General features: G+C 69.8%; 10 protein-coding genes. 2 read left to right on the top strand and 8 right to left on the bottom strand.

Annotated elements, in window-relative coordinates:
* Position 1: 1 nt before the first annotated feature.
* The gene (locus IT371_26960; GenBank protein MCC6751323.1) at positions 2-565 is read right to left on the bottom strand and encodes a hypothetical protein; all 564 of its coding nucleotides are present in this window, start codon (positions 563-565) and stop codon (positions 2-4) included.
* Between the two features lie 10 nt (positions 566-575).
* Positions 576-2,345: a VWA domain-containing protein gene (locus tag IT371_26955; GenBank protein MCC6751322.1), complete on the bottom strand. Its 1,770-nt coding sequence runs from the start codon at positions 2,343-2,345 to the stop codon at positions 576-578.
* Positions 2,346-2,594: 249 nt separating this feature from the next.
* On the opposite strand from IT371_26955, the gene IT371_26950 reads away from it, so the two are divergent.
* Complete coding sequence (locus IT371_26950; GenBank protein ID MCC6751321.1) at positions 2,595-8,624, top strand: aminotransferase class I/II-fold pyridoxal phosphate-dependent enzyme; 6,030 nt, start codon at positions 2,595-2,597, stop codon at positions 8,622-8,624.
* A gap of 69 nt (positions 8,625-8,693) precedes the next feature.
* Here the strand turns inward: IT371_26950 and IT371_26945 are convergent, their stop codons facing one another.
* Entirely contained in the window at positions 8,694-9,362 is a 669-nt protein-coding gene (locus tag IT371_26945) for a hypothetical protein (GenBank protein MCC6751320.1), read from the bottom strand.
* 444 nt (positions 9,363-9,806) lie between these two features.
* On the opposite strand from IT371_26945, the gene IT371_26940 reads away from it, so the two are divergent.
* Positions 9,807-10,778, top strand: a complete 972-nt coding sequence (locus IT371_26940; protein MCC6751319.1) for a hypothetical protein — start codon at positions 9,807-9,809, stop codon at positions 10,776-10,778.
* Between the two features lie 34 nt (positions 10,779-10,812).
* Here the strand turns inward: IT371_26940 and IT371_26935 are convergent, their stop codons facing one another.
* From IT371_26935 to IT371_26915, 5 genes are read right to left on the bottom strand one after another with little or no spacing between them, the layout of a single operon-like run.
* The gene (locus IT371_26935; protein MCC6751318.1) at positions 10,813-12,849 is read right to left on the bottom strand and encodes a glycoside hydrolase family 125 protein; all 2,037 of its coding nucleotides are present in this window, start codon (positions 12,847-12,849) and stop codon (positions 10,813-10,815) included.
* Between the two features lie 46 nt (positions 12,850-12,895).
* A complete protein-coding gene (locus IT371_26930) occupies positions 12,896-13,855 on the bottom strand; it encodes a hypothetical protein (GenBank protein MCC6751317.1) in 960 nt (319 codons plus the stop codon).
* Positions 13,852-15,126, bottom strand: coding sequence for an aspartate aminotransferase family protein (locus IT371_26925; protein ID MCC6751316.1), 1,275 nt, complete (start codon positions 15,124-15,126; stop codon positions 13,852-13,854). Before IT371_26925 ends, IT371_26930 begins: the two co-directional genes overlap by 4 nt.
* Positions 15,127-15,151: 25 nt before the next feature.
* Positions 15,152-16,414, bottom strand: a complete 1,263-nt coding sequence (locus IT371_26920; protein ID MCC6751315.1) for an Ig-like domain-containing protein — start codon at positions 16,412-16,414, stop codon at positions 15,152-15,154.
* 52 nt (positions 16,415-16,466) lie between these two features.
* Entirely contained in the window at positions 16,467-18,434 is a 1,968-nt protein-coding gene (locus tag IT371_26915; protein ID MCC6751314.1) for an alkaline phosphatase family protein, read from the bottom strand.

Genomic DNA, 18,434 nt, shown 5'->3' with positions numbered 1-18,434 from the left:
GCTATTCTCGGGTCGAGTACGGCTCGAGCAGCTCCATGGCCTGCCGCACGCGAATGCGCCCGTCTTCGTACGGCTCGCGCGACAGCGCCATCCCGAGCTCCCACATCGCGCGGTCCGCGTCGCCGCCCATCCCGAGGAGCAGTCCGTAGAGGTAATGGTGTCGCGCCCACTCGTCGTGCTTGGCCGCGGCGGCCCTGAGCGCGGCGAAGACGTGCGGCTCCATGCCGGCGGCAGCGTAGATGAGCGCCGCCCGACAGCACGCCTCGTAGGTCACCTCGGGCTCCTTGAGCTCCGCCGAGAGCGCGGCGGCGGTGCGCGAGATGAGCGCCATGTCGCGGATCGCCACGAGCTGCTGGAGCTGCGCCAGCGTGAGCGCCTCGAGGAACGGCGCCTCGAGGAGCTTCTCGACCGCCTCGTCGGCCGAGCAGCCGAGGCGGCTGGCCAGCTTCGTCGGCAGCGACTCGAGCCCCACCTCGTGGGCCAGGCCGGGCTCGGTCAGGAACTCACGGTACACGGTGCGTTGCAGGCGCTCGCGCGACTCGGCAGGGACGGGCAGCAGTGGCATGGCGCCGCGACTATAGCTCGAACCGTCGGTAGGAGGCCACCACCTGGTTCCCCTTGTTCACGCCCACGTTGATGAAGCTGAGCGCGTTCGAGGTGGCGTTGTAGGCGAAGCCCTTCTGGTGGCTGCGGGGCAGGCGCAGCCCGTTCACCTCGACGGTGAGCGTGGAGCTGATGGGCCGCTGGCCGAGGACCCGCGGCGAGGCCGAGGCCACGATGCTGTCCACGATGACCTGCAGCGTGGGGCTCAGGTCGGCCTGGCAGACGTCGCCCACCTGACCCCCGAAGCGTCGCGCCAACTCCTGGTAGCCGTACGCCATCTCGGCGCGGCAGGTGTTGCTGCAAACGCCCCCGATGAGGTGCACCGTCGCGCGCGCCTCGGGGCTCTCCGCCCCCGAGAAGAGCTCGGTCCAGGGGGTGATGAACTCCTCGAGGGTCTGCTGCTTCTTCTCGTCGAGGTGGCACCCCGTGCTGCGGTAGTCCGCGTACGAGAGAAAGCCTTCCTTGCCCCCGTACGAGGTCCCCTGCTTCAGCTCGTGCGGCGCCTCGTCGGTGACGAAGATCAGCGCGAGCTTGGCCTCGGGGCGGATCTTGGCCGGGTGGTTGGCGGCGCGCGGCAGATGCCGCAGCACCGCGTGGTAGCCGTGGGTCAGGCCGAACTCGGCCCCGAGCTCGTGATAGGGCGGATTCTTCACGCACGAGGAGAAGGTGGCCTGCTCGTTCGGGCCGAGAAAGCGATCCTCCCCGCCGTCGTCCGCCGGGTCCGTCGAGATGCTCGAGCAGAACTTCCCGAGGGTGACGCCCGCCTTGCCGGGGTCCTTCACGCCGACGACGCCCATGCGGAAGTCGAGCCCGGCGGCGATCGCCTTGGCGAAGAACTTGTTCGCGTTGTTGACGATGTCCTGGCGGTTGTCGCTCATCGAGTTGGACTCGTCCACGACCCAGATGATGTCGGCCACCGCTCGACCCGTGATCGGCCCCACGTCGCAGGTCATGCTCGTCGAGCGACCGGCGGCGGCGACGGCCGTTCCGTTCGCCAGGTCCTCCGCGATCACCGCCACCGGGCTCGTCGGCGCGTCATAGCTCGCGCGATCCGTCACCGCCGCGTTGACCACGATCTGATCGGTGCGCGCGACGAGCGTCACCTTGAGCACCAGGCTCGTCGTGAGGCGGCCGCCGGGGCTTGGCAGGTTGACCAGCTCGCCGTAGCCGCGGTTTGTCGCCACGGCGATGAGCCAGTTGCGGAGGTACGCGGGGGCGACGGCCTTGGGACTCGCGATGTCCCACACCGCTTCCTTGACGTCCGGGTTCCCCTCGGCGCTCGTGCCGCGCGCACCCGAGGCGCGCAGTACGACGGTGCCGAGCCCATGGTCCTCGAGCATCGCCCCCACCCGCTGCTGGAACTCGGCGAGCGACTCCACCGGGTCCGAGCCTTCGGCCGACCGCGTGGCGACGAAGGCGGCGACCTCGCCGTCGTCGAGCGTGGCCGCGGCCGTGGGGCGCGGCGCCCCGTCGATGCCGATGATGCGGACCTGCACCCGCTCCGGCACGGCCAGGGTGAAGTTCCCGCGCGGATCGGTCACCGACTGGAGCGGCGTCGTCTCCTTGCGGCAGGCGCGTCGCGCGTCCGGTGGCGGCCCGTCGGGGACGACGATCGGTCCGTCCACCCCGGCGTCGGCGGTCGGGGGCCCCGCCTCGTCGGCGGGAACGGGGATACGGTTGTGGCAAGCAGCCAGCGTACAGCAGGCGGCCAAGAGCACTCGCACCTCGCGGAGCGTTCGCATGCCCTCACCTCGCTGTTCGAAGAAACGTCCTCCTGTCTCTCGTCCGGTCGCTGCTTGGAGCTTGAGTTCCCTCGCTTCCCTTCAGTCTAGCGGACGGCCGGGCTTCGATCGAACGAAAAAGCCCAGGGCCCGGTCTGGCCCGCCGCGGCACCTTGGGCCCCGGGCGCTCCAGAACCTACTTTCTGCTACACTCGGCCCGCGAGCCGCCGCCCCCCCTTTCGAAGGCGCGGCGCTCTCCAGGGCACGCGCATGGAACAGGTAGCCGCTCTCACCGATCGTATCCGGGCCCTCAAGACCGTCGCGGCCTCGATGCACGAGGGGACGATCCACACCCAGCTCATCCCCGAGATCGACAAGATCCTCGCGCTGCCCGAGGAGCTCCACGGCTCGAGCGTCGGCGAGCTCGAGGCGGTCACGCGACAGGTCCGCGAGTACGAGCAGACCTTCGACCGCATGGGCTACACGCTGCTCGATCAGCTGATGCCCGCGACGGGGGAGTCGCCGGTCTTCCAGGTCGTACGCGCGGCCGAGACCTTCAAGACGCGGCTGCGGCGCAAGCTCGGGCGCAGCGTGCGCGTCGGCGACGGTCGCCTCGAGCTCGACGCCGCGGCGCTCGAGGTGCTCACGCGCTACAGCCTCTCCATCGGCACGCCCCCGGTGACGCAGGGGATGCGGGAGCTGGTCGCGCGCACCCTGCTCGGCCGTCCGGCGGGCGAGCTGGCCGCGCACGTCGAGACGCTCGATTGCGAGCCGGTCGCCGTCGAGCAGCTCCTCGGACTGCTCGGCACGCTCGTGGAATCGAGCCTGCACTACAACACCGCGGCCGAGGAGACGGAGTTCCTGCGCGAGGCGGCGGAGTTCGTGAACTGCGAAGGGGCGCGCCTCTTCAACCGCGCGATCGTCACCGAGAGCCCCGAGCGCGTGATCGAGCTGGTGCAGAACCACGTCTTCGACAAGGCGGGCCCCCAGGGAGCCTCCCCGGTGCGGCTCGTCGACGGCGTGGACAAGGTAGACGCCGGGCTGATGGCGCGCATGCAGATCGAGCCCAACGCGGTCTTCGTGGCGCGGGTCACGCGCATTCCGCACCGCATCTTCGTTGCGCGCGAGGGGGAGACCGGCTGGGCCAGCGTCCTCGGGCGGCTGATCCTGATCGACGACTCGACGCGGGCCCGGCAGTCGAACACGACCATCGTCTACACGCTCTTTCCGCACGTGGCGCGGACGCTGCGCAACGTGCAGGTGAGCTTCGCCGGCCGCCCCGCGAACACCCAGCTGCAGCTCCGTCGCATCCTCGAGCGCGTCCCGCCCCGAGTGCTCTCGGAGATCCGGCAGGCGCTCGACCAGCGGCTGGCCTCGCTGGTCGAGGAGGGGGTGCGCGCCGCGACGGTCGAGGAGATCCGCGCGCAGGAGTGGCGCCGCAACGGGCTGTTCGACTACCTGGCGCTCGCCAAGCTCGCCCGCATGGTGCGGTTCCTCGAGGAGGTCGCCACCTCCTCGGATCGCACGCGCCACGAGCGCGCCGAGGCCCTGCGCCGCGAGGTGGCCGAAGGCTGGATGCGCTACTTCTACAAGGGGCTGCCCCCCGCGGAGTACCGCGTGACGGTGTTGCCGGGAGGCGGCCGCGGCGCGCTCACGCTCGTGGGCGAATACCACCGCGAGGCGGTGCGGCGCCACGTGGAGGAGTTCCGCGCGGCGCACCTCGAGAGCTGCCGTCAGCGCGTCAAGGAGCTGAAGAGCGGCCTGCAGATCCCCGACTCCAGCACCGACGAGATCCAGGCCGCGATCAAGCAGTCGCAGGTGCGCGCGCTCTCACCCACGCAGTGGAAGGCCGGCGAGGAGGGGGTGCGCCTGGCCGACCACATGGCGCGCACGATGGTCTACCGGGCGGCCGACGCGGCGAGCAAGATGGCGCGGCTCACGCGGGAGGGGGTGGACAAGGCGGCCTTTGGCAACGTGACCGGAGGGGCGGCGGCGCTCCTCAAGCGCGCGATGTCCGAGGCGGGGCTCGGCGCCTTGCACGGACGTCTCGAGGAGCTCGTCGGCGACAAGGTGGGGCGCTACGACCGGAGATTGCGCGACGTGCTGACGCCGGTGCAGGAGCTGGTGCGGACGGCGCAGCGCTCGATCGCGGACCTCAAGGGCGAGCTCGACCCCGTCGCGGTGGGCGAGATCGAGGCGGTGCTGAACCTCGTCGAGCAGGGGCACTTCTACCCGACGCTGATCCTCCCCGAGATGGCCTGGACCTACCAGGACGTCTTTCCGGAGAAGGACTACCCGACGCACTGCCAGATCCTCGTGCCGCAGAACGCGCACCACGAGCTCGACCCGCTCGTGCTCGTGCAGCGGCTCGAGGAGCTGCGCTACCTCTTCCGGCGCTTCCCCGAGGTCTTCGAGCTCTATTGTCGGAGCATGCTGCTCGTCGTGAATTCGCCGCACAACCCGACGGCGGTGGTCTACCGGCGCGAGACGGTGCTGAAGCTGCTGCAGATCGCGGAGGAGTACGGCCTCACGATTCTCGACGACAACTCGTACCACAAGCTGATCTTCAGCGAGCGCAAGGCCCGCGAGGGGGACGACTGCCTGGCGCAGGTCTACGAGAAGTACCGCAGCCACTTCGCGCGCCCGGTGCGGGTCATCACCGTCAGCGCCACGACGAAAGGGCTCGAGGGGGCCGGCGACCGGACGGGCCTTTTGCACTCCAACGTCCCGGAGGCGGTGGAGTACGCCGAGCGGCGCGCCTCGGGGCCGCACCTCATGTCGCTCTACCTGACGCAGCTCAAGCTCGAGTCGGGCCTGGCGGCGAAGCGCACCACCCGCGAGGTCGAACGCATCGCGGCGGAGCTGGTCGACCCGACGGCCACCGGGACGCCGCAAGAGAAGCTCCGCGTACTCCTCGAGGAGGCGCTCGGTCGCGTCGAGGACGAGACCTTCTCGGTGGTGGTCTTCGAGACCCTGCTCGGCGGCTACGAGGAGCTCTTGCGCCTCGAGCAGCGCGGCGCCACGGCCCGCCATCTCTCCGAGTGCCTGAGCGGCCTGGTGAAGGGCCTGAAACAGCTCCGCCTCGAGCGGCGCCTACGCACCGACGTGGAGAAGCGCGTCGAGCAGTGCCGCCTGGCGTTTCTACGCGCCGCACCCGACCGGCAGGCCATCGAGCCCCACGGCGCGTTCTATTATTGCGTGCGCCTCTGCGACGGGGGCGACGTGCGCGGGATCCGCGCCTTCCTGCAGGCGGCGAGCGAGTACCGCAAGGCCGACGTGATCCACGCCGGGGACGGCTTCGTGCGCCTCTCGCTGGGAGGGAGCCTGGCCGGGGACCGCGCGAGCTACGACCGCCTCGGGCAGGCCATCGAGACCTACGTCACCATCCTGCGGCGCTACTGGGACGAGTTCGACCGCGCGGGGCGTGACCCGGCTGCGCTGCCCCGGATCTTCGCCGGGGAGGGGGGCGACGAGCTCGAGCGGCTGGTCGAGGACCTGCTCCCCTTGCTCGCGGCGCACGGAATCGTGCCGCGGCCGGCCGACGCGCCGGCCCCGAAGCGCGCGCCGACGCGGATGGGCTTCGCCGTGAGCCCGAGCGAGAAGGGGGTCGTCTACTGCATCGAGGAGGGGCGCTCCGTCGCGGACAAGGTCTTCGTGCAGACCCGCGGCTGCGAGACGGTGGACGAGCTCCTCGGCAGCGAGGTCTTCCGCCTGCTCTACCGCCGGCTGCTGAAGAAGGTCTACCGCCGGGAGGCGCGCCTCGCGGACCTCTCCTTCGACCGCGTGGTGAACCGCTACGGGCCGCTGGCCTGTCAGGCCGCCTATCACGACCGGCACCTCATCGACGACGTCTTCCGCCAGCTGATGCGCGCGCTCTACGACGAGTGGCACGGCGCGAGCACGATCAAGGTGCTCGCGGTGCGGCTCGAGGCACGGCGCTACGAGGAGAAGGTCGCCGCGCTGCAGGGGATCAGCGACAACGTGAACCGGCTCGTCAACGAGCTGATGCACGCCTTCGAGCTGCCCGAGGCGCGCACCGCCGCGCCCTCGAGCTTCGAGATCGGCTACGAGGAGCTCGACGGGGTGAAGCCGCACGCGGGGCTACCGCCGTACCTGAAGGCGATCGTCTCCGGCTGCACCTTCGCGGGGGCGACGACGGCGCTGAACCCGATGCCGTCGGCCACCACGGGGGCCACGAAGCGCGTCTCCGACTATCGCTACGGCTTCATCCGCCGCGACGGGAGCGGGGACGTCGCGGGACGCGCCACGCCGGGCCTCGACTTCTTCCGGCGACGCCTCGACGCCTTCGCGGAGCTCGCCGAGCTCGGGCACTACGTCTGCAAGGCGGTGCAGGTGGGGCCCTTCCGCATGCTGCTCGTGATCCACAGGTCGTGCTTTCACCTGATCAGCGACGAGCTCCGGCTCTTCCCGCAGATCGAGGCCGTGCAGCTGAAGGAGAACCTGAAGGGGCTCGACTGGGACGGCGTGCTCCTCTTCGGCCTGCCGGCCAAGATCGTCGGGGACAGCTACAAGACGGGCTATATCCTCGACCGCAAGGCCGGGGGCGCGCTCCTGCCGACCGCCTGGGTGGCGCGCGAGGACGCGACGGACTACGTCGGCTTTCTGAAGAAGTCGCTGCTCACGCTGCACAACGAGCAGGTCAAGGCGCTCGGCGGTCTGCCCGTGCATGGGGCGATGATCACCATCACCTTCAAGAACGGGCTGCGCAAGACGCTCGTTTTCTCGGCCGACAGCGGGGCGGGCAAGTCGGAGACGATCACCGCGCTGATGGAGCAGATGATCAGCGGCAAGGCCCTGGCGGCCGAGGTGCGCAAGGTGGACATCCTCGCCGGCGACATGCTCTCGATCTGGCGCGGCGAGGACCGTCAGCTCTACGCCTTCGGCACCGAGACGGGCGACTTCATGCGCCTGACCGACATCACCGAGGGGTGGAAGGCGCGCTACGGGGACCTGCTGAAGAAGGGGAGCTACTCGAACCTCGACCACCCGAAGAACCCGCGCGTGACCATCCCGGGGATCTGTGACCGCAAGAAGCTCTTGCGGCCGACGCGGGTGAACGGCTTCTTCTACATCAACAACTACGAGGGCACGCGCGGCAACGCGGTGGAGGTGAGCGAGGACGCGCACCACGTGCTCAAGCACGTGCTCGTGCGCGGCCTGCGCAAGAACAAGGGGACGGCGGGGGACCAGCCGACGCTGCGGGCCGGGCTCGAGCTGGCGGAGGAGACGGCGCTCGTCACGCGCTACCGGCACGCGGTCGACGACCTCCTCGCCTGGGAGGTGATGCCGGTCGGCGGGAAGGAGCGCACCTGCCTCGTCTTTCGCGACGGAGCGGGGGACGTCTACCTGGCGCGCGAGATCGTGAGCGCGGCGTTCAAGGGGAAGCGCTTCCGGCAGGGGGGCCAGGAGCGGCAGATCTACGGCGTGGAGTACGACCTGATGCAGAACCTCTTCTGGCTGCTCTGCGAGGGGCGTCAGCGGGTGGTGCTGGACCGGGAGGTCTACGACCAGATCTACGAGCCGCTGGTGAGCACCTTCTGCGGCAACCCTTTCGTGGACCCCGAGGGGATGGACCGGACGCTCGGTCTCTTCGCCGACGCCATGCGGGGCGCGAAGGTTCACACCGGCGTGATCAAGACCCAGCTCGCGCGCGAAGGGTACGAGTTCTCGGGGCCGGCCAAGGCGGCACTCGACATCGTCGAGTTTCTCCTCGAGGACGAGGAGGTGAACGCGCGCTTCCAACGCAACAAGGACGCCGTGCACCAGGCGATGCGCAAGCCCTACGGCGGCCTCGTGGAGGCCGGGGCGAACCTTCCCGTGGACCTCGAGGGCTACAATCTGCTGCTCCTCGAGGAGCACGAAAGCACGCACGTCGCCTTCCTCGACGCGGAGGGGCGGCCGTTCACGCTGGCCACGCCGTATTACAGGTACGATCCGGCGAGCGGGGTCGCGCGCGGCAGCTTCCGCCCGGGGATCGCGCTCCCCGACCAGCTCGCGGCCATCCGCGACATCTGCGCCAATCGCGATTACGCCGTCGACCTCGGCGAGCTGGACGTGGACCTGGGCGTCTACGATCCGATCCGCTTCTGGAACGGCATCGAGGAGCTGACCTACCAGGTGCTGCTCGTGAACGGCGTGATCAACCTCGGCTCCTCCGAGCTCGAGCTGGCGCGCTTCCCCCTCGAGGTGCGCAAGGCGCGCCACGTGGCCGAGCGCATCCTGCAGCGCCGGCGCCCCGAGGAGACCGGCTCCGTGGTGCAGCTCCGCGCGCACACGTAGTGCAGCGTCCTCGTAGCGGCTTCATCGTCCCCAAGGCCAGGGCGCCGAGAGCGCAGCCGTCCAGGCCCCTCAGCCGGCCAGGTCTTTCGTGCCCGGCACCGCGCTCGTGGGAATCAGTCCCCGCAGCTTCCAGCCGGTCTTGAGGAGCCAGGTCCGCGGCTCGAGCACCGGCGGGTCTCCGTCGGGGGGGATCGGCACAAGGTCCTTCCACCCGGTGAAGTAGCGCGCCGAGCTGCACGCGTCGAGGTCGCGCCGCGGGACCCACTTGCCGCGTGCGCGTTCGTGCTTGCGTCGATTTTGAAGCACGTACGAGAGGGCGGCCTTCACCTCGCTCGGCGTCTTCAGGATGTGCTGGTGGTAGCGGTCCCGAAAGACCCGTCCCCTGCGGCCCACGGTCCCATTCAGCGCGTGCGCGAGGCGAATCGCCAGCGCCCGCAGCCCTCGCATGAGCACCTCCCGATCCTTGGCCTCGGTCACGAGGTGCAGGTGGTTCTTCTGGATCGAGTAGTGCGCGAGGTTCATGCCGAAGCGCCCCGCCGACTTCACGAAGGCGTTTTCGATCGCTCGTAGCTGCTTCTTGCTCCGCAGGTTCGGCAGCCCCTCCACGACCTTCATGGTCACGTGCACCGGAAACCGGCTCGCCAGCAGCGGTCGCGCGCGATGCGGCAGTCCGCTCCCGGGCCGTTTCTTCCTTCCCGCGCCCTCGCGCTTCCCGCCCCATCCCGTCGCCTCCCGCATAGGCAGTGGAAGCTGCTTCGCAGAACCCGCCGCAAGACGGGCGCCCATGAACCGGTCATTGCCCGAGGAGGATGTGCGTTTACACGCCAGCATGAATAGGGCTAATACTAGCAAAGCGCCGGTCTGACGTCAAGAGATGTCCTTGCACGAACAAAGGCAAGGTCCTTGCACGTACAGTGTTCGGCGTTGTCCTTGCACGAAGACACACACGCAAGAAACACTCCCCGCCGCACCGACCCACCCCGGCCGCCCGCGTGCGCCCACGACCGCTCGCGCTCTCGCCCCACGCCTCCGCTGCCCACGTTCATCTGCAGTGGCTCCCCGGCCCTGGATCCAGAGCGGCGACGGAAGCCGCGTCCCTGCGCGGCCCGTCCCAGAAAAGTCGTGTGATTCCCCACGGCGCGTTTGGACCGTGCCTTGCAACCTGCGGTCCCGGAGGCTTCGATGCTCGCATCCCGTACTGGTCAGCTCGCTCGGCCGCTGGTCCTCGGACCGCCGGCGCTGTTCGCGCTCTCGGGGTTCCTCGCGCTCGCCGCGCTGCCGGCCCGCGCGGAGCAGGTCGTCTCGAACACGCCCTCGGGCACGATCCGGGTCGTCGACCCCGCGACGCTGGTCCTGAGCGCGTGTCCGCCCGCCGAGGCGGTGGTGGCCGAGGTGTTGCGGGGGGTGCTCCCGCTCCTCTCGCGCGAGGGGCTGGCCGAGCGCATCCGGCTCTACGGTCCCGGCATACTGCTGCAAGAGCGCCGCACGCGGTACACCTGGGGCGTGGTGAGTATGCGGCCGGGCGGGAACGTGACGTTCGACAAGCACGGCGTGGATGCGGCCCAGGTCTACTACTGGCCGGCCGCTCCCGAGGGGCAGCGCACGGCGCTCTACCGGGCGGTGAGCGTCTTCGGAGAGGGGGCGGCGGACGAAACGCACTTCGCCACCGCGGGGCTACGCAAGGAAAGTGTGGTCTATCCGAGCGGCCGTCCGCCGGCGCGGGCCGATCGCCCGGACCTCGAGCCACGCCCCGAGGAGATGGCCGGGCTGGTGGCGCGCTTTCCGCGCCTGGCCCGCATGGAGGAGGTGCTGCGCACCTTCTTCGTCGAGGACGTCGTGCGCGGCGTGGTCGTGGACGTGCGCCGCAAGTGGGGCTTCGACATCCCCGAGGCCTCGGTGGAGACGAGCTACCAGCGCTTCAAGCGCGCCGAGCCCGACGGCGCGCAGCAGTCTCTCGGGCTGGACCAAGGGCGCCGCGCGGTGCGCGCGTTGCTCGGGCAGCCGCTCGGCCAGCGCCTGCACCGTCAACCCCTGTCGCAGGCCACGCCCGCGCCCAGCATGGTGGACTCCGGCATGGGCTACCAGGTGAACTACGCGGATCAGCGCGCCGTCGACGCGAACAACTGGCACATCCTGCGGAAGTACGGCCGGTAGCGGAGCGCGGCGGCGGGCTACCGGGCCCCGCGGCTCAGCCCCAGGCCTTCCACATCGCGTAGCCCAGAAAGCCCGCGCAGGTGGCGAACGCTGCCCCGGTCTTGGCCTCGCCGCTCTCGCGGTCGAAGGCTTCGCAGGCCAGCCCCCCGTCCAGAGGCGCGTGGGCGAGCGTCTCTCGCGTCGACTCCGCCCGCCCGCAGAGGAGGCTGTTGAAGAGCCCCATCACGAAGGGATGTTCGGAGTGCGGGCACCCCACCTCGGCGAAGCGTCCCTCGTACGCGTAGGGGTTATGGGGCGAGTGGATCCAGGCGATGGTGTTCTGCAGCACCGGGCTTTCGAGGCTGCAGAGGCCGTAGTGCGCGAGGAGCTGCAGACTCCCGGGCGGCTCGTCGTAGACCTTGTGCCGGGGCGGGGCGCCGAGGTCGGTCGACCAGGCGAACATGGGGCCGAGGGGGCCCGGGACGACCAGGTGCTCGAAGATCGCCTGGCGCACGGCGGAGGCGAGCTGCCGGTAGGTGAGGCCCTCGGCGCGCGGGTGCGTCGGCCGGGCCGCGGGCAGGAGCTTGAGCTCGGCCCAGTCGGCGAGGAGCTCGAAGGTCCGGGCCACGAGCGCGTTGTCGTAGGTCAGGTAGGGGTAGGTTGCCGGATCGTCGGAGGGGTAGAGGAAGGTGTCGAACAGCCAGTGCGTGCCGTGGCGATGGCGGAAGAGCTCCGTCTCGACGCGTCCGAGGGTCTGACGCACGAGCGGCTCGTCCAGAAAGGCGAGCTCACCGCTGTGGCGCACGTAGGTATCGATCCCGAGGACGAAGGCGCAGAGCTCGTCCAGCTCGAAGCCCGGGTAGAGCACGGCTCCGTCCAGGTAGAGCGCGTGCACCCCGGCGTTGCGGAGGTGCCGCGTGAAGGCGTTGAGCAGCAGCTCGCGGGCCGCGGCCGTATCGGTCAGGGCCACGGCGGGCAGGCTCCAGAGGAAGCTGTCGCGCGACCAGAAGGCGGCGCTCACGTAGTAGCGCGGGCTGCGCGAGGTGATGGCTACGAGCTCCTCGGTGTCGATCGTGCGACCGAGGGCGAAGAGGCGATTGAAGGCCAGGTTCAGGTTCGCCACCTGCTCGAGGCGCGCGCGGTCGGCCTCGGGGGCCCGGGGGAGCAGCACCCGTCGGGCCGCGTGCCAGGCCAGCGTCTCGTCGAGGAGGTCTGTGAATCCGCGCCGTGCCAGGTGGATCGCGGTGGTGCGGGCCCCGTCCCCCTCGCGGTTCACGGCCACGTAGAAGGCGAGGGTCCGGGCCTCTCCCGGCGCGAGGCGCAGCGTGGACGCGTAGCCGAAGCGGAGCGGCTCCCCCACCGGGAGGGTGAGCTCGCGGGGCGAGTCGGTCGCCGCGCGTGAATCGGTCGACGCCGCCGACTCGGCCGACGCGGGTGACTCGACGGCCGCCTCGCCGGCTGCCGCCCCCCAGTCGCAGCGGGTGAGCGCCTCCGAGGCCATCACGGCCCAGCCGAGCCGGGCGGTGCCCGCGCGCAGCTCGAAGACCGGTCCTTCCAGCCAGCGGTTGTAGCTCGCGCGGTGCACGCCGTGGACGCGGCCGCTGGTGAAGACCGTCTGCAGGCTGTCGCCCCAGCTCCCGTCGAGACCCAGCTCGAGCTCCACCGCCGCCACCCCCGCCGCGCCCCGGTGCTCGACGCGCAAGGCGTAGACGAAGCCCTTCTCGCCGGGGGGGGCGAAGACCGTGCCCTCGAGGCCTAGCGCTCCGTCGCTCGAGGCGTATCGGAAGCGCGGGACGAAGTCCCCGAGCCGCTCCCAGGTCAGCTTGCCCGCGAGAGGCTCGGGGACCCCCCCGCGCACGAGCCGCGGCAGGAAGAGCGCCTCGCTCCCCGGCTCCTTCGCCGCAGGGCTGCTCCCGCAGACCTCGAGGAGCGAAGCCTCGGCGAAGTGAAGCACGCCGAGCCGTTCCACGGCCCCGTCGGTCGGTCGCAGGGTGGGGAGGCTGACGTACTCGTTTCCCGTCACGAGCCAGGGGACCCCGGGAGCCAGCTCCTCGGGGGTGGTGAGCAGACGACCGTCGTGGATCTTGACCATCGGAGCCTCACGGAAGAGCCAGCGCTATGCCGAGACGCCTTGCTGCTCAGCGTTCGATCTGGTCCGGCAGGAGAAACGGATACGGCCGGCGGAGCAGCTTGCGCTTCACGAAGCGGTCGGCGCGTCGCAGCCGCTGCAGGAGCTCCCAGGTGCGGGCGTTGCCCTTGTAGAACTTCCGCACCTCGTCCTCGGTGATCGTCCGGGCCTCGAGCCAGGGGCACCGCTCCTGCAGGACCCGGTTCGCCGCGGCCACGCCCCCGGGGAGCAGCGCGTCGAGGCGCTCCTTGATCAGGTTTCCGAGCACATCTACTAGAATGCGTCGGGGCTCGTAGTAGGCCTGGATGATGTCCCCGATCAAGAAGAGCCGCACCACCGGCACGAGCGGCGCCGGCAGGGACGACAGGAGGATCTCGAGGTCGAGCTGCTCCGCTCCGTCCACCCGCAGAAAGGGGGTGCTGGTGTCCAGGTACCAGAGCTCGGGGCTCTCGGGCAGGCTCGGTCGCGCCCCGTCGAAGGGGAGGACGACCCAGTTCGAGACCTGGGCGTCGAGCCCCAGCATCAGGTGTGGCGTCTCGCGGTTGTGCTCGGCAAGCCGCGCCACGCGCCCGAAGAGGAGCTCCAGGAGCCGGACCCCCTCGTCCGTCGGGAGCTGGGCCAGGACCTTGTGGGCCAGCGCCGCGGCGGGGAGGCGCTCCTGCACGTAGTAGACCGCGCGCTGCCCGTTTGCGGCGTCGAGGTCGAGGACCTCGTGGCGGGGCAGGTGGAGGCCGAGTTGCTCGGTGAGCAGCTCCGCGTAGCGCCCGCAGAGCTCGCGGTAGCGGGGGACAGCCTCGCCGGCGGGGAAGCGGGGCATGCGCTTGCACGCGAAGTCCTCGCCGCGGTCGGAGAGGCCGAGCACCACGCTCACCTCGCCGGCCCCGATGATCGGGACGGCCGGCGTCTCTCCGCGGCCGAGCGCGGCCTCCACCTCGCGCTCCACCGCGGTCAGGTACACGAGGTCGATCATGCACGGCCTCCCTGGAGGCGCTCGAGCTGGGAGAGAGCCATGCCGAGGCGACCGAGCGCCTCCTGCACCTCGGAGGGGGTGGAGATGAGCGGAATGAGAAACTGGAGCACCCGCTGATCGTTGTTGGCGTAGACGCAGAAAAGGCCCACCTCGGGAGCGATGCGGCAGAGCAGGGGTCCGAAGGAGGGGTGCGACATGGCGAGCCCGACCATCAGCCCGAGCTGCCGGACCTCGACGAAGATGCGGCTGTGCTCCTCGCGCAGCCGGGTCAGCCCCTCCTGCAGCTGGACCGCCCGCTCGCGGACGGTCTCGAGGAAGCCGGGCTCCTCGGTGACCTCGAGCACCTCGAGCGCGACGGCGCAGCCGAGCTCGGCTCCGCCCCCGGTGGAGATGTGAATGAACGGGTTCTGCCGCATGAAGGCGTCGAGGTGCGGCCGGTAGAGCGTGGCCGCGATGGGGTACATGCCGCCGCCGAGTCCCTTGGCGGTCAGCAGCAGGTCCGGGACCACGCCGTAGTGGTCGATCCCCCACATGCGCCCGGTGCGGCCGAGCCCCGTCTGCACCTCGTCGATGATGAGCTGGGCGCCGCGGGCGTCGCAGAGCCGCCGGACCTCGCGAAAGTAGTCCGGCTGCGCGATGGGCATCCCGAGGGTGGCCGGGACGGTCTCGAGGATCACGGCCGCCGTCTCGTCGGTGATGGCTGCCTCGAGCGCGGCCAGGTCATCGAACGGGACCTGGCTGAAACCCGGCGCGAGCGGTTCGAAGGGGTCCTTGTACTGCGCGTCCCCCGTGGCGAGGGCCAGCCCGGTGTGCCCGTGATAGCCGCCGATGGCCGAGATGATCCCCGGCCGTCGCGTGTGGGCCCGGGCCAGCTTGATGGCGAAGTCCACCGCCTCGCCCCCGCCCGAGGCGAAGACCGCGAAGGCCAGGTCCCCCGGGGCCGAGCGACAGAGCCGTTCGGCGAGGAGAGAGCGCGTGGCGCTGAGGAGGTGGTGGTTCCCCAGGTCGAGGTGCTGCGCCGCCTCGACGAGCGCCGCCACGATGCGGGGGTGGCGGTGACCCAGGTTGAAGACCCCGCCGTTGCAATGCGCGTTGAAGAGCTCGCGCCCGTCCAGGTCCTTGAAGTAGACCCCCTGGCGCTCCCCCATCACGAGCTCGAGCCCCACCGAGCGGTAGAACTCCCGCTTCCCCGAGGAGAGGTGCTGCCCCGCCCGTTCTAGAACGTCTGCTTTAGAACCCCGATCGAGTGCCTTCGCGCCCCACTGGCTCATGGTCGTCCCTCCCGCGTCCCGCGCGTTACTTGGTGGTGAAGGTCAGGTGGCGAACGTCCTTCTTGCCGTCCACCGAGACCCCGGTCGCCTCGACGGTGTACTTGGTCTTCGCGGCGAGCGGCGCGTCCGGGGTGAAGGTGCCGGACTTGCCCTCCACGGCGGTCTTGCCGGGCACCTCCTTGCCGGCCGCGTCCTTGAGACCGACCTTGGTCTCGCCGGCGTTGACCGGCTCGCTGAAGTGGACCTGCACTACGGCGTTCGGCTCCACGTCGTTGGCGGCGTTGACCGGCTTGGTGATGAAGGTCGTGAACGCGATGGGGTTGGGCGCGCTCTCCACCTCGGCGGCCACGCGGATGCGCTTCTGGGCGTCGCAGAACTTGGAGAAGCGGGCGTCGGCGCAGATGAAGCCCAGGTCCACGTTCACGGCCTTCCCGAGCTCCTCGGGGTCGATGAGTCCCACCAGCCGGAGGTTCGAGAGCGTCGTCCCATCGGTGCTGATGAGCCCGCTGACGAAGAACTCGCGGATCACGAGCGGCACGCCCGAGGCGGTGAGGTGCAGGTCCGAGGGGCCCGCGCCGAGCCAGGTTCCCTCGGTGGTCCCCTGAATGGCCATGGCCGTCGTGCTGGTATGCGTCGCGTCCTCGACGAGCACCTTGGCCTGCCCAAGCGGCTCGCCGACCTTGCCTGTGCTCCCCGCGATGAGGATCGAGCCGAAGGTGTTGCCGTCCTTGACGGTCGTCTCCTTGAGCGAAACGACGTGCATCAGCACCGGGGGCGCGGTCTTGAGCTGGCTGTTGAAGACGCCCGCGAGCTCGGAGGGGTAGGTGATGGTCTTGATGCGGAAGTCGTAGCTCTTGCCGGCGGCCGCGGGGAGCGCGCCCTCGTTGGCCTTCTCGGTGGTGAAGCTCACCTTGGCCTCGATCCCCTCGGCGGCGACCTTGAAGGTGTAGGTGCTGCGGCTCTGCAGCGTGGTGAAGGGGGTAAAGATGAGCTCGTGGTTCGTGGCCGAGTACTTCTTCAGCCCGTAGTAGAGCTTTCCGTCTTTCTCGAGCACGACGGTCAGCTTGTCCGGGTCGGTCACCGCGCGGTTGAAGGTGGCCTTCAGCACGGGCGCCGAGACGGAGACGTCCTTCGCGTCGGCGGTGGGGGCCGAGATGGTGATCACGAGGCCCGCCCCTCCGCTGTCCGTGGCGCCGCCGCCGTCCGTCGCGGGCGGGGTGGTGGTGTTGCTGCTGCAGCCCACCGCGAGCAGCGTGCCGAGTCCGATTCCGAAGAGCTGATACCGCATCGTCGTTCTCCTCCTCACTCGTCGGGGGCTCCGCCCCCTCAGGGCCGTCGTTCTATGGATAGCTGCGATCGAAGTCCGTGTGTTTTCCGTCGGTGACGGTGACCTGCGTCTTGGCGGCGCCGGGGGTGAAGGTGAGCTGGGCCTTGCCCTGCGCGTCGGTCTTGGCGGTGACCCTGGCGTTGCCCGAGACGAAGGTCACGGTCGCGCCGGGGACCGGCTCCTCGGTGTCGTCGTCCTGGACCGTGACGTCGACCGTGGTCTGCTGGCCCGCCACGAAGTCCTTCGTGGAGAGCAGCACGCGATTCACGAGGAGGTAGAGGAGCGCCACGTCCTTCGCCTGGAAGCGGATGCCGGCCTTCTCCAGCACGGGGGCGATCTCCTGGTTGCGCTGCACGTCCTGCAGCGCCTGCCCGTGGTCCGAGGTGAGAACGATCATGGTCTTGTCGAAGATTCCCGCCTTCTTCAGCGTGTCGAAGATGATGCCCATGCGCACGTCGGTCTGCGCCATGGCGCGCCGCGCGCCGTCCGAATGCGGCCCGCTGCGGTGCATCTCGTCGTCGGTGAGACCCAGGTTGATGATCCCGAGCCGCGGCACCTGCGAGCAGCGGAGCTTCTTTCCGTCGCGCTCGTAGGTGCCGACGTAGGCCTTGACCAGAGTCATGATGCCGAGGTTGTCGGCCGCCTGCGCGCGCGTCGAGATCGTCTCGTCGGTGGGGGGGAAGGGCAGGCCGTCGGGCTCGGGGCACTTGTCCCAGTCGATGGGCTGCACCCCCTCGAAGAGCGCGAGGTCGGCACCCTTGGTGATGGGGGAGCTGAAGGAGGCCACGAAGTTGCCGAGCGGGCTCTTCTCCGGGTGCCAGGTGGGGAAGCTCCGGTGCACGGCCTGGTAGAGGGTCTCCACCTCGTCGACTATGAAGCGGTCGGTGTCGAAGACCTCGAGGATCGGGTTGTAGCGCTTCTTGGCGCGCCGGTCGTAGAACCAGTTGTCCACCAGGCCGTGGTGTCCGGAGTAGGCGCCCGTGCCGATGGCGTTGTGGCTCGGATAGGTGTTGCTCGGGAAGTTGACGATCGCGCCGTACTTGTAGAGCGTGCCGTTCTCCACCATCCAGCGGTAGGTGGGGAGCGGGGCGTCTCCCTGGAGCTGGTTCATCAGCTCGCTGTGCATGAGCGCGTCGTTCATGATCATGAGCACGTAGGTGGGGGTCTCGCCCGAGAGCGCCTCGTCGAGCACGTGGCCGTCCTGCCACTTCAGGTAGACCTCCTGGCTATAGTGGCCCTTCTCGTCCACGCCGAAGGTCTTCTGGATGCCCATGGCCTTGGCCACCGTGGGGGCGATATCCACGCTGCGGATGAAGGCGTCCACCACCTTCTTCTTCTGCGCCCCCTTCCCGGCGAAGATGATCGGCGCGCGCGAGGCGATCTCGTGCAGGTGTCCGTGGGCCCCGGGCTTGGGGAGCCCGTCGTAGACCCCGAGCGGGGCCCAGCCCCAGGGGGTGAACTCGATCACCAGGTCGCCGGTGTCCTTGCCGTCGAAGAGCGCGGCGATGCGCTCGTAGGCCAGCGGCCAGGCCACCTTGTCCCCGTCGGGAAACGAGATGCGCGGGTCGGTGGGGCCCGTGTAGCCCTTGTCTTGCGCGGTGTAGTCGGTCCCCTTCGGGTTGTCGCCGAGCGCGAGCTCCCCCTTCAGCTCCGGGTGCGCCTTCGGGTCCTGGTTCGCGAGCGGGTCTCTGCCCTCGCGCAGGGTGACCTCGTAGCTGTAGCCCTCGGGGCCGCGGTTGCGCTTGTAGAAGAGCTTCCCCGCCTTGCCGTGCACCTCGTACTGATCCGCGCGGCGGCAGTAGACCATCTGGATGTTCGGCATCCCGAGAAGGATCTTGATCGCCCGGTCGGCGACGTCGGATTCGTGCTCGTTGATGTCCTGGTCCCAGACGGGGAGCTCGACGTCCACCTTGCCCTGGTAGCAGGTGAACGCGGGAAGTACGGCCAGGAGGAGCGGCCAGACGGCTCGTCGTGCGTGCAT

It is taken from the genome of Deltaproteobacteria bacterium, assembly GCA_020848905.1.
In the GTDB taxonomy this organism is placed as follows: Bacteria; Myxococcota_A; Polyangia.
The sequence above is the reverse complement of the archived record's forward strand: the minus strand, read 5'-3'. Positions and strand labels throughout refer to the sequence as shown.